Genomic DNA, 12,047 nt, shown 5'->3' on the forward strand with positions numbered 1-12,047 from the left:
GTCGGTGAGGGTCGGGATCCTCGGTCCGATCAGCTGGCGCACCCCTCCTCAGCACTACGGACCCTGGGAGCAGGTGGCCGGGCTCCTCGCCGACGGACTCGCGGACCGCGGCGTCGACGTCACCCTCTTCGCCACCGCCGACTCCCGGACCCGGGCTCTGCTCGACGCCGTCGCCGCGCACGGGTACTCCGAGGACCCCAGCATGGATGGTCGCGTCTGGGAGGCGCTCCACGTCGCCCACGTCCTCGAGCGTTCCGGGGATTTCGACCTCGTCCACAACCACCTCGACTGGCTGCCCCTCGCCTTCTCGCATGCCTTCCGGGCGCCGCTCGTCACGACCATCCACGGGTTCTCGGCACCCGGCATACTCCCCGCCTATCGACACGCGAGGTCCGCGTACGTCTCGATCTCGGACTCCGACCGGTCCCCTGACCTGGACTACGTCGCCACCGTCCACCACGGCGTCGACGTCGAGGCGCTGCCGTTCGGGCCGGGGGGCGACGACCTCGTGTCGCTCGGCCGGATCCACCCCGACAAGGGCGTCGCCGAGGCGATCGCCATCGCGCGGCGGGCGGGTCGGCGCCTCGTCCTGTGCGGGATCGTCCACGACGAGAGGTACTTCGACGAGGAGGTCGCCCCGCACGTCGACGGCGACGGAGTCGACTTCCTCGGGCCGGTCGGGCCGACGGAGAGGGCGCGGGTGCTCGGCGCAGCCGCGGCGCTGCTGCACCCGGTCGCCTTCGACGAGCCGTTCGGGCTGTCGGTCGTCGAGTCGATGGTCTGTGGCACACCGGTGGTGGCGTTCCGGCGCGGGTCGATGCCCGAGGTCGTCGACGAGGGGGTCACCGGCTGCCTCGTGTCCGACGTCGACGAGGCCGTGGCCGCCGTCGGGACCGCGGTGGCCCTGGACCGGCGTGCGTGTCGCGAGCGCGGCGTCTCCCGATTCAGCGCATCGCGCATGGTCGAGGACTACCTTGGGGTCTATGCCAGAGTCGTGGCACCCCGGTGAGCAGAGGGTCTTCCGCAGGGCGGTCGCGAACCCCCTGCTCACGGCCGACGACTGGCCCTATCCGGTCAACGCCGTGTTCAACCCTGCGGCCGCTCACGACGGTGAGCAGACGATCCTCGTGTGCCGGGTGGAGGACTTCCAGGGTCGCAGCCACCTCAGCGTCGCCCGCTCCTCGGACGGGCTCAACGGCTGGTCCATCGACACCGAGCCGCTGATCCACCCCTCGGAGGACCATCCGACGGAGTTGTGGGGGGCGGAGGACCCGCGGATCACCCGGGTCGACGAGCTGGGGCTGTGGGTCATCGCCTACACGGCGTACGGACCGACCGGGCCGGCGGTCTCGCTGGCGACGACGACCGACTTCCGGACCGCCGAACGCATCGGGGTGGTCTGCCCACCCGAGGACAAGAACGCGGCGCTGCTGCCCCGCCGGATCGACGGCCACTTCGTCCTCTTCCACCGCCCCCGGACGGTCGTGGGCAACCACGCCGACATCTGGATGTCCCGCTCGACGGACCTGCGGAGCTGGCTCGCACCGGAGCCGGTCTTCCGGGCGCGGGCGGGCATGTGGGACAGCGCCCGGATCGGGATGGGACCGCCGCCGATCGAGACGCCCGAGGGATGGCTGGTCGCGTACCACGGGGTGCGGGAGACCGTGGCGGGCCAGCTCTACCGCGTCGGGTTGGCGCTGCTCGACCTCGACGACCCGCGGGTGGTGCTCAAGCGGTCGCGGGAGTGGTTCCTCGGGCCGGTGACGCCCTATGAGTTGCAGGGTGACGTGCCGGGTGTCGTGTTCCCGTGCGGCTGGCTGCACGACCCGATCACGGACTCGCTGCGCCTCTACTACGGCGGCGCGGACTCCGTCGTCGCGATGGCCGAGTCGACGATGTCGGAGGTGATGGACCTGCTGTCGCGGTGCGACTAGAGGTTCTCGCGCTTGGCTTCCTGCGTGTTGCGCAGCGCCTCGGCGCCGGCCCCGGTGAGCCGGTCGAGGGAGGCGGGGCGGCCGGTGATGAGAAGCAGCAGGGCCCCGACCGTTCCGGTCACCTCGCCGCCGTGACCGCGGGTCCAGTCGATGTCGGTGGCGCTGAGGCGGTATCCGGCGAGCGGCAGCCGGCGGAAGACCGCGGACATCCAGCTCCGGCGGGTGTCCCACCGCCGGGTGGCCGCGACCGCACAGGCCTCCGGGGGCATGGCGAGGTCCACGCCGAGCGGGATCGCCATGTCCTGGCTGTGGACGAGGATGTCGGTGAGGGTCTCGAGCGGCGTGACGAAGGAGTTGTGCCGGCGCGACCCGATCCCGACCCGGATCCGCTGGATGATCTCGTCGGTCTCGAGCTGACGGGCTCGCAGGACGGCCGAGTCGTGGATCATCCGGTTGAGCGTCAGGCTGCGCAGGAGGACCGGGTTGGCCGAGACGAGGGCGGCGACGTCGCTCACGTGCTGCCGCTGGAGGGTCAGGTGGGTGGCGACGTGGCGGACGGTCCAGCCCTCGCACAGCGACGGATGCTCCCACTGCTCGTCGGTGAGGTGCTCCAGCATGTCCGCAGTGCGTTCGCGCTGGTCGTCGATCGCGGCCCACACCGCATCGGCCTGGGTTGTCGTCATCGTGGTCATTGTTCCTCCCTCAGGTGAAGACCGGTGGGCTCAGGCGGGTCCGCTTGAGCTCGAAGAACTGCGGGTATGCCGCGAGCAGCCGTGCGCCGTCGAAGACGGTCAGCGCGTCGTCACCTCGCGGGATGGCGTTGAGCACCGGGCCGTAGAACGCGCGGCCGTCGATGCACGTGATGGGGGTGCCGACGTCGCCGCCGACGAGGGCGAGGCCGGTGTCGTGGCTGTGTCGGAGTGCCTCGTCGTGATCGCCGGACTCCATGGCGTCCTCGAGGTCCGCGGGGAGGCCGACCTCGGCGAGTGCGCCACGGAGGGCGACGTGGTACTCGGCCGGATCAGGGCGACGCCACTCGTCGAAGACGCGCTTCCCGAAGGCGGTGTAGAACCCGCCCAGGACCTCCTCGCCGAAGCGGGTGACCGCGGCCATCGCGACGCGCGCCGGGCCGCGTGTGGTCTCGGTGGTGCGGCGGTACTCCGGTGTGATGTCGGTGCGGTGCTCGTTGAGGACGTACAGGCTGAGGAGGTGATGCCGAACCTGCAGTTGCCGGCTCCGCCCGACCTCGTGCAGCCACCGCGACGCCGTCCAGGAGTAGGGGCAGACCGGGTCGAACCACAGGTCGACGATCGCCGTGTCGTTCACGGGTTCCATCTCGACCCACCTCGCTAGAATAGTCCCATGATCGAACTACTATAGTTCGTTCATGGGACTATGTGAAGGGGTCCGATGGAACGCGAGCTGCCGACCAGCCTGCTGATGTTCATCTCGTCGCGAGCCGCTGCCGACCGCATCTTCAGGAGCCTGCAGGACGCCGGCTTCACCGACGTGACGATCGCGCAGAGCAGGCTGACGATGGGTCTCGACCCGGGGGGCACCCGGCTCAGCGTCCTGGCCGACCGGGCGCAGATCGCCAAGCAGACGGCCACGGCCATCGTCGACAAGCTCGAGCGAGCCGGCTACGTGGAACGGGTCCCCGACCCCACCGACGGTCGGGCGCGACTGGTGCGGATGACCGCACGCGCCGAGGCCGTCATCCCGATCGCCCGAGCCGAGGAGGCACGCATCGAAGCCGAGTGGGAGGCGCACCTCGGCCCGAAGCGCATGGCGCAGCTGCGTGAGGCGCTCACCGCACTGCGCGAGATCACCGACCCGTACCGGTAGTCCACCCCCTCCAGCGCGCAGGGTCGAGCCGCCTCCCGAGGACACGATCCGCTGGAACAGCACCGCCGGCAGCGCGAGACGGCGGCGAGTGGTCCGCTTCCTCAGGGACGCAGGTAGAGCTGCTTGCGGTGCAGGAGCATGCTGAGCAGTGTCCAGAAGGTGATGGCGGCCAGGACGAGGGGGAGGACGTCGTCGGCGCTGCCGGAGAGGGAGATGGTCAGCTCCTTGGCCCAGGACAGCTCGGACGAACGAGGGCGCGACACGATCAGCAGGAACATCAGGATGTGCGAGCCGAAGTAGACCAAGAGACTGTTGCGCCCGAGCGCGACCAAGGGGTAGGTGAGGTAGCCCATGACCTTGGGGGTGCGGGGCCAGTAGTCGAACAGCAGCGCCAGCAGCCACAGCGCCCCGACGGTGGCCAAGGCGATGCTCAGCCCGAACGGCGGGGTCCACAGCCGTTTGGCCGTGATGGTGAGCTGGCTGGTCATGAGGACGCCGGCGCCCAGAACCCCGATGGTGATGACCGCACCGCGCAGCAGGGCCCACGACGGTCGGTGTCGGTGAGCGATCAGCAGGTGGGCGGCGGTCGCTCCCACGCTGGCGCTGATGAGGGCACCCAGGATGGTGAACACGCCCTCCGGGTCGTGGCCGGCCTCCCCCGAGCCGTAGAGGTGCTGCCGACCGAAGACGACGGGGTCGACAGCACCAGAGGGATTGCACTGGAGGGTCAGTTCGGCGCCGGGGCACGTGGACGCGAAGTACCACAACCAGGTGGTGTACAGCCCGGCCAGGACCACGGCCATGAGCAGCCACCCGATCCACGAGCGGGTGATCAGGTGCATCAATGCCACGAGAAGCACGATCACGGCGTAGAGCTGCAGCACACCGGTCCACCGCAGCGTCGCGAGCGAGAAGGTGGCAGTGGACCCGTACTGAATGATCGCGTTGTACAGCAGGCCCACGACGAGCAGCACCGCGAACCGCCTCAGCGTCGTTCTCACCGCCACGCGCCGAGCGAAGGCGTACCCCAGCCCCGCACCGGACAGGGTCACGAACACCGGGAACACCAGGTCCACCGCGTTCACCCCTGCCCAGGCGGCGTGCTTGAAGGATGCAGGCATCGTCAGCCAGGCATTTACCGCCACGCTCACCACGAGCATCAGGCCCCGGGCGATGTCCAGGCTCGGGCGTCGCCGAGAGGAGCTCACCGGCCGGGCAGTGCTCCCGGCCACCGGCACAGCGTCAGTGTCGGTGCGAGTGGCGGTGTCAGTGGCAGTGGCGGCGGGCACGACCGGCACCCTAGCGCTCAGGGCACCCATCGGAGGTGACGGCCGGCAGGAAGTGACAACCAGATCTTCAGGGCAGTCCGATGGCGAGCCGGCTCGTGGCCAGCTGGACTTGGCGACGGGAGCCGGCGATGAGGGAGAGCGCAGTGAACAGGGTTGCGGCGAGAGGGTGTCCCAAGAAGCGTGGGACACGGATCGTGCGCGGAGGGAGGCTCCGCGCAAGAGGGAACGTCGATGAGTGACGTGCGGCGGAGCCAAGGGGACTCGAACCCCTAGCCCCCTGCTTGCAAGGACGCCGGACCTATTGTGTTGCACTTCTGAGCACGAGCGCCACGCTGAAAGGCGCTGAGGGACAGGGACTCCGGGCACTGCTGCCGCACTTTGCGGCTGCACTCTTCGATGTGGCTCAGGCCGACTCTTCCTTCTCGAGCCGCTCGAGGATCCACGACCGGACCAGCGTCGAGGCTGGTAGGTGCAGATCCTCCGCCACTCCCAGATCGCGGTGACGATGGACATCTACGCGCAGGGGCGCCGGCGAGCACCAGGGCCGCACTGGCCCGACTCGGGAAGTCGTTCGTGCCGTCGGAGACTGCAGAGTCAGCGACCGCACTGCTGCACTTTGCTGCTGCACAGGACCGGCAAAGCCCCTTCCCAGAACTGGAAAAGGGGCTTTGACCTGTGGTGGAGCCAAGGGGACTCGAACCCCTAACCCCCTGCTTGCAAAGCAGGTGCGCTACCAATTGCGCCATGGCCCCTCGGTGACGCGGGCGCCACGCGGGTGATTCAGTTCTGGCCGGCAGGGGTGGTCGCGGGCAGGTCCGTCCCGCTCACCCCACCACCGCCAGTGGCCTCGGCCCACAGTCGCTGGTCGGCGCCCTGGGCGTCGAGCTTCTTCTTGACGATGCCGGCGGTCAGCGCGGTCAACGCGACGACGAGGATCTTCTTCACGCAAGCCACCTCAGCGGGTCGATGATCGGATGGTGGGCCTAAGAGGACTTGAACCTCTGGCCTCTTCCTTATCAGGGAAGCGCTCTAACCGTCTGAGCTATAGGCCCGTCGCCGATCCGGCGGCGCCACCTTCAGGGCGGCGCGAGAGACGAGGTTACCCCACCGTCCCGTCTACCCACAAAACGGTATGCCGCCCGCGCCCACGCGGAGCGTGGGACCCCACGCGAGCGGACGGCATACCGGATGTGGGTGGTCCGGTCAGTCGTCGGTGAGGGTGAGCTGGAGGCCGCCGACGAGGCTGCTCGACACGTTGTAGAGGAACGCGGCCAGCGTCGCGAGTGCCGTCATGAGGATGACGTCGATGACGCCGACGACGATCGCGAGCGAGACGACCCGGCCGAAGCCGAGGAAGTCCATGATGTCGAAGGTGTTCTCGCCGTCCTGGATGATCTGGCCGACGAGGCCGTTGACCTGGTCGAAGACGCCCATGCCGGCGAGGATCATCCACAGCACGGAGACCATGACGACGCCGGCGATGCCCAGGGCGACCGACAGCAGGAACGACATCTTCATCGCCGACCACGGGTCAACCCTCGAGACGGTGAGCCGGACGCGACGACCGCGCGCGGCCTGAACCGACGCTGGTGCCGGTGATGCTGGCGCCAGCGTGCTGGAACTGTTGGCGCTGCTGGTGTCGGACCCGGAGCGGGTCATGGGCCGGGTGGGCTCCGGAGACGAGGAGCCCGACGCCGATCGCATCGAGGTCCCTGCCTGGTCTGCCGTGCTCACTCGTCGTCTCCGTCACGCTCGTCGTCGCCAGTGGCGTCGTCCATGGTGGACGACGGTACGCCATCGCTCGTGCCGAGGTCATCCTCCGCACCGGCGACCGGGGACGTGTCGTCACCGCCCGTCGAGACGGGGTCGCCGGCCATCTCGGCGGCGGCCTCGATGGGCGGGTCGACCGGGGTGCCGTCGACCGGGGAGACCCCGTCGGCGTCGGCCTCGGCGACCTCCTCCTCGACGACCTTCTCGGCGTTGCGGGCCACGCCCACGATCGCGTCGTTCTTGTTGGGCTTGGCGAACCAGACACCACCGGTGTTGCGGCCGGTCAGGCGGACCTCGTCGACCCGAGAGCGGACGATGTTGCCGCGCTCGAAGACGACCATGACCTCGTCGTCCTCGTCCACGGTGAGGGCGCCGACGAGGTCGCCACCCTTCTCGGTCTGCTTCGCGACGGTGACACCGAGGATCGCGCGACCCTTGACGTTCCACTGCGAGGCCTTGGAGCGCTTGGCCATTCCCGTCTCGAAGACGACGAAGACGTCGGGGTCCGTGCCGTCGTCGATGACCGACATCGCGAGGAGCGAGTCGTCGCCGCGGAACTTCATGCCGGTGACACCGGACGTCGAGCGACCCATGGGACGCAGCGTTGCGTCGTCAGCGTGGAAACGGACCGACTGTCCCGTGCGGGAGACGAGCAGCAGGTCGTCGGCGGAAGACGTCAGACCGGCGCCGACGAGCTCGTCGCCGTCGCGCAGGTTGACGGCGATGAGGCCGCCCGAACGGGGCGAGTCGTACTCGGAGAGCCGGGTCTTCTTGACGAGCCCGTTCCGGGTGGCCAGCACGAGGTAGGGCGACTGCTGGTAGTCCTTGAGCGCCAGCACCTGGGCGATCTGCTCGTCGGGCTGGAACGCCATGATGTTGGCGACGTGCTGGCCCTTGGCGTCACGGCTCGCGTCCGGCAGCTCGTACGCCTTCGCCCGGTAGACCCGGCCAAGGTTGGTGAAGAACAGCAGCCAGTGGTGCGAGGTCGTCGTGAAGAAGTGCGCGACCACGTCCTCGCCCCGCAGCGATGCGCCCTTGACACCCTTGCCGCCGCGCTTCTGCGAGCGGTAGGCGTCGACCTTGGTGCGCTTGGCGTAGCCGCCCCGGGTGATCGTCACGACGACGTCCTCCTCGGGGATGAGGTCCTCCATCGACATGTCACCGTCGAAGCCGTGGATGACGGTGCGGCGGTCGTCGCCGTACTTCGCGACGATGTCGGCCAGCTCCTCGGAGATGATCGTCCGCTGGCGGTCGGGCTTGGCGAGGATGTCCTCGTAGTCCTCGATCTCGCGCTGGATCGAGTCGTGCTCGTCGATGATCTTCTGGCGCTCGAGCGCCGCGAGGCGACGCAGCTGGAGCTCGAGGATCGCGCGTGCCTGGATCTCGTCGATCTCGAGGAGCTCGATGAGGCCGTCACGCGCCGCCTCGGCCGTCGGGGAGCGGCGGATGAGGGCGATGACCTCGTCGAGCAGGTCGAGCGCCTTGAGCAGCCCGCGCAGGATGTGGATGCGGTCCTCGGCCTCCTTGAGGAGGAAGGCCGTGCGGCGCTGGATGACGTCGATCTGGTGGTCCACCCAGTAGCGGATGAACGAGTCGATCGGCAGCGTTCGGGGCACCCCGTCGACGAGCGCGAGCATGTTCGCGCCGAAGGAGGTCTGCAGCTGGGTCTGCTTGTAGAGGTTGTTGAGCACGACCTTGGCGATCGCGTCTCGGCGGAGCACGATGACGAGGCGCTGGCCGGTGCGGCCGGAGGTCTCGTCGCGGATGTCGGCGATGCCGTGGAGGCGGCCGTCCTTGACGTGCTCGGCGATCTTCTGGGCGAGGCTGTCCGGGTTGACCTGGTAGGGCAGCTCGGTGATGACGAGGCACTGCCGGCCCTGGATCTCCTCGACCTCGACGACCGCTCGCATGATGATCGAGCCGCGTCCCGTGCGGTAGGCGTCGTCGATGCCCTTGCGGCCCATGATGAGCGCGCCGGTGGGGAAGTCCGGGCCGTGCACCCGCGACATGACGGCCTCGAGGGCTTCTTCACGGGAGGCGTTCGGGTTCTCGAGCTGCCACTGCGCGGCCGCGGCCACCTCTCGCAGGTTGTGCGGGGGGATCTGCGTGGCCATGCCGACGGCGATGCCGGACGAGCCGTTGACGAGCAGGTTGGGGAAGCGGGCCGGCAGGACCGTCGGCTCCATCGTCTTGCCGTCGTAGTTTGGGGCGAAGTCGACCGTCTTCTTGTCGATGTCGCGGACGAGCTCCATCGACAGCGGCGCCATGCGGCACTCGGTGTACCGGGGGGCGGCGGCGGGGTCGTCGCCGGGGCTGCCGAAGTTGCCCTGGCCCTGCACGAGGGGGTAGCGCAGCGACCAGTCCTGGACGAGCCGCACGAGGGCGTCGTAGATCGCGCCGTCACCGTGCGGGTGGTACTGGCCCATGACGTCACCGACGACGCGGCTGCACTTGTTGAAGCCGCGGTCGGGCCGGTAGCCGCCGTCGTACATGGCGTAGACCACGCGGCGGTGCACGGGCTTGAGCCCGTCGCGCACGTCCGGCAGCGCGCGGCTCACGATGACGCTCATCGCGTACTCGATGTAGGAGCGCTGCATCTCGGTGTTGAGGTCGACCGGCTCGATCCGGTCGGTCTCACCCGGGGATCGGTCTGGCGCGACAGAGCCCTGCTCGCCGGTGTCCTCCACGTCGAGGTCGTCCATGCCGTCGATGTCGTCAGCCATCAGTTCCCTTGTCTCTCAGTACAGTTCAAATCAGAGCCGCACGCCCGGAAGAACCGGGAGCGAGCCGAGGTGCGTGTGGTGATCACGCCGGAAGGTGCCGTGCCTGCGAGCAGACGAACGTGCCGTTCGCCGCCGGCTGGGCCTGGCGGGAGACGCGAGCGCGCTCAGCGCGCGAACGTCGGATGGGACAGCGGCGAACGGCATGTTCGTCTGTGACGCGACCGGACGGCATACGCATCAGATGTCGAGGAAGCGCACGTCGCGAGCGTTGCGCTGGATGAACGAGCGGCGGGACTCGACGTCTTCGCCCATGAGGACCGAGAAGATCTCGTCGGCGGCAGCCGCGTCGTCGAGCGTGATCTGGAGCAGGACCCGGGTGTCCGGGTTCATCGTGGTCTCCCACAGCTCCTGGTAGTCCATCTCGCCGAGACCCTTGTAGCGCTGGATCCCGTTCTCCTTGGGCATGCGCCGGCCGCGGCTCTGGCCCTCGGCGACGAGCGCGTCCCGCTCGCGGTCGGTGAACGCGAACTCGTGCGCCGCGTTGCTCCACTTGATGCGGTAGAGCGGGGGCTGCGCGAGGTAGACGTAGCCGGCCTCGATGAGCGGCTTCATGAACCGGAAGAGCAGCGTCAGCAGCAGCGTGCGGATGTGCATGCCGTCGACGTCGGCATCGGCCATGATGACGATCTTGTGGTAGCGGGCCTTCTCGATCGTGAAGTCCTCGCCGATGCCGGTGCCGAACGCGGAGATGAGCGCCTGGACCTCCTGGTTGCCCAGGGCACGGTCGAGGCGGGCGCGCTCGACGTTGAGGATCTTGCCGCGGATCGGGAGGATCGCCTGGTTGTACGGGTTGCGGCCACGCACGGCCGAGCCTCCGGCGGAGTCGCCCTCGACGATGTAGACCTCGGAGACCGCCGGGTCCTTGGCCTGGCAGTCGCGCAACTTGCCCGGCAGGCCGCCGGACTCCAGAACGCGCTTGCGGGTGGCCTCGCGGGCCTTGCGGGCGGCGAGGCGCGCGGTCGCGGCCTGGATCGCCTTGCGGACGATGTCGCGGCCCTCCGCGGGGTGGCGCTCGAGCCAGTCGCCGAACGAGTCGGTCATCGCGCGCTGGACGAAGCCCTTGACCTCGGAGTTGCCGAGCTTGGTCTTGGTCTGGCCCTCGAACTGCGGCTCGCCGAGCTTGACGCTGATGACGGCGGTGAGGCCCTCGCGGACGTCGTCGCCGGTGAGGTTCTCGTCCTTGTCCTTGAGCTGGTTCTGCTCGCGGGCGAAGTCGTTGATCATCCTCGTGAGCGCGGAGCGGAAGCCCTCCTCGTGGGTGCCGCCCTCGTGGGTGTTGATCGTGTTGGCATAGGTGTGGACCGACTCGCTGTAGGCGCCCGTCCACTGCATGGCGAGCTCGAGGCTGAGCTCGCGCTCCTGGTCCTCGACCTCGATGCTGATGATCTCGGGGTGCACCGGCTCGGACTTCTTGCTCGACACGAGGTGGGTGACGTAGTCGACGAGACCGTTGTCGTAGCGGTAGGAGACCGTGCGCTGGCGGCGCTCGTTGCCCTCGACCGCGTCGGACTCGGCGTCCTCGGGGTTCTCCTGGACGCGCTCGTCGACGAGGTTGATCGTCAGGCCCTTGTTGAGGAAGGCCATCTGCTGGAAGCGGGCCCGGATCGTCTCGTAGTCGTAGACGACCGTCTCGAAGATCTGGTCGTCGGCCCAGTACGTGATGGTCGTGCCGGTCTCGTCGGTCTCGCCGACCTTCTCGAGCGGGGCGATGCGCTCACCGTGGTCGAACTCGATGCGCCACACGTGCCCGAGCTGGCGGACCTCGGCGATGAGCCGGGTCGCGAGCGCGTTGACGACGGACGAGCCGACGCCGTGCAGGCCACCGGAGACCTTGTAGCCGCCGCCACCGAACTTGCCGCCGGCGTGGAGCTGGGTGAGGACGAGTTCGACGGTGGAGACGCCGTAGGCCTCGTTCATGCCCGTGGGGATGCCTCGGCCGTTGTCGGTGACCCGGACGCCGCCGTCCTCGAGGAGGGTGACGTCGATCGTGTCGGCGTGCCCGGCGAGCGACTCGTCGACGGAGTTGTCGACGATCTCCCAGACGAGGTGGTGCAGGCCGCGCTCACCCGTGGACCCGATGTACATGCCCGGGCGCTTGCGGACCGCTTCGAGACCCTCGAGCACGGTGATCGCCGAGGCGTCGTATGCCGCGTCCTCGGCGACCGCGGACGACTGCCGTCCCGGGGTGGTCGTCCGCCCCGACGGGTCCGGGGCCTGTGCCGGTGCGGGTGTGGCGCCGTCCAGCGTCGTCGCCGACGTCGTCTCGGGTGCCTCGGGCGTCTCGATGCTGTTGTCCTCGGGCGTGCTGGGCACGGTGCTCCTTCAGCTGGTCTGGCTCATGCCGCGCGCCCGGGGCGCAAATGCACCCTGGGCGCGACGTTCACCCTGAAGTTTACCTGTCAGGACTGTCGACGCACGCCAGTGGA

At 69.0% G+C, this 12,047-nt stretch carries 10 protein-coding genes and 2 tRNA genes; 3 read left to right on the forward strand and 9 right to left on the reverse strand.

Translation table 11 applies throughout. From position 1 onward, the window contains the following. Nucleotides 1–4 precede the first annotated feature (4 nt). Nucleotides 5–1,009, forward strand: a complete 1,005-nt coding sequence (locus AC3EU2_RS07440) for a glycosyltransferase family 4 protein (RefSeq protein ID WP_488179075.1) — start codon at nt 5–7, stop codon at nt 1,007–1,009. Next, a complete protein-coding gene (locus AC3EU2_RS07445; protein ID WP_488179076.1) occupies nt 984–1,934 on the forward strand; it encodes a glycoside hydrolase family 130 protein in 951 nt (316 codons plus the stop codon). Before AC3EU2_RS07440 ends, AC3EU2_RS07445 begins: the two co-directional genes overlap by 26 nt. On the opposite strand, the gene AC3EU2_RS07450 is transcribed toward AC3EU2_RS07445, so the two are convergent. Together AC3EU2_RS07450 and AC3EU2_RS07455 are read right to left on the reverse strand one after the other, a co-directional pair. Continuing rightward, nucleotides 1,931–2,617, reverse strand: a complete 687-nt coding sequence (locus tag AC3EU2_RS07450; protein ID WP_488179077.1) for a maleylpyruvate isomerase family mycothiol-dependent enzyme — start codon at nt 2,615–2,617, stop codon at nt 1,931–1,933. The two genes, AC3EU2_RS07445 and AC3EU2_RS07450, sit on opposite strands and share 4 nt — an antisense overlap. Before the next feature lie 19 nt (nt 2,618–2,636). After that, complete coding sequence (locus tag AC3EU2_RS07455) at nt 2,637–3,260, reverse strand: mycothiol-dependent nitroreductase Rv2466c family protein (RefSeq protein WP_488179078.1); 624 nt, start codon at nt 3,258–3,260, stop codon at nt 2,637–2,639. An 84-nt stretch (nt 3,261–3,344) separates the two neighbouring features. Between AC3EU2_RS07455 and AC3EU2_RS07460 the strand changes: the two genes are divergently transcribed. After that, nucleotides 3,345–3,779 carry a MarR family winged helix-turn-helix transcriptional regulator gene (locus tag AC3EU2_RS07460; RefSeq protein ID WP_488179079.1) on the forward strand — a complete coding sequence of 145 codons (435 nt, stop codon included), beginning with the start codon at nt 3,345–3,347 and terminating at the stop codon, nt 3,777–3,779. A gap of 101 nt (nt 3,780–3,880) precedes the next feature. On the opposite strand, the gene AC3EU2_RS07465 is transcribed toward AC3EU2_RS07460, so the two are convergent. The 7 genes from AC3EU2_RS07465 to gyrB form a co-directional block, all read right to left on the reverse strand. After that, entirely contained in the window at nt 3,881–5,068 is a 1,188-nt protein-coding gene (locus tag AC3EU2_RS07465) for a heparan-alpha-glucosaminide N-acetyltransferase domain-containing protein (protein WP_488179080.1), read from the reverse strand. Nucleotides 5,069–5,744: 676 nt separating this feature from the next. After that, a tRNA-Ala gene (locus AC3EU2_RS07470) sits at nt 5,745–5,820 on the reverse strand. Between the two features lie 28 nt (nt 5,821–5,848). Next, nucleotides 5,849–6,013, reverse strand: coding sequence for a DLW-39 family protein (locus AC3EU2_RS07475; protein ID WP_488179081.1), 165 nt, complete (start codon nt 6,011–6,013; stop codon nt 5,849–5,851). 30 nt (nt 6,014–6,043) lie between these two features. Beyond that, a tRNA-Ile gene (locus AC3EU2_RS07480) sits at nt 6,044–6,120 on the reverse strand. A 151-nt stretch (nt 6,121–6,271) separates the two neighbouring features. Continuing rightward, nucleotides 6,272–6,586 (reverse strand): DUF3566 domain-containing protein, encoded by a 315-nt coding sequence (locus tag AC3EU2_RS07485; RefSeq protein WP_488179082.1) that lies wholly within the window; start codon nt 6,584–6,586, stop codon nt 6,272–6,274. Between the two features lie 212 nt (nt 6,587–6,798). Beyond that, nucleotides 6,799–9,561: a DNA gyrase subunit A gene (gyrA, locus tag AC3EU2_RS07490; protein ID WP_488179083.1), complete on the reverse strand. Its 2,763-nt coding sequence runs from the start codon at nt 9,559–9,561 to the stop codon at nt 6,799–6,801. Between the two features lie 237 nt (nt 9,562–9,798). After that, on the reverse strand, nt 9,799–11,865 hold the full coding sequence (gene gyrB, locus AC3EU2_RS07495) for a DNA topoisomerase (ATP-hydrolyzing) subunit B (protein ID WP_488179451.1): 2,067 nt from the start codon (nt 11,863–11,865) through the stop codon (nt 9,799–9,801). Nucleotides 11,866–12,047 lie beyond the last annotated feature (182 nt).

The organism is Knoellia sp. B-D-2, assembly GCF_057714695.1.

Bases quoted from the DNA above. Each gene is read 5' to 3' on its own strand.
- AC3EU2_RS07445 (WP_488179076.1), top strand. From the start codon at position 984: ATGCCAGAGTCGTGGCACCCCGGTGAGCAGAGGGTCTTCCGCAGGGCG.
- AC3EU2_RS07450 (WP_488179077.1), bottom strand. From the start codon at position 2,617: ATGACGACAACCCAGGCCGATGCGGTGTGGGCCGCGATCGACGACCAG.
- AC3EU2_RS07460 (WP_488179079.1), top strand. From the start codon at position 3,345: ATGGAACGCGAGCTGCCGACCAGCCTGCTGATGTTCATCTCGTCGCGA.
- AC3EU2_RS07485 (WP_488179082.1), bottom strand. From the start codon at position 6,586: ATGAAGATGTCGTTCCTGCTGTCGGTCGCCCTGGGCATCGCCGGCGTC.
- gyrA (WP_488179083.1), bottom strand. From the start codon at position 9,561: ATGGCTGACGACATCGACGGCATGGACGACCTCGACGTGGAGGACACC.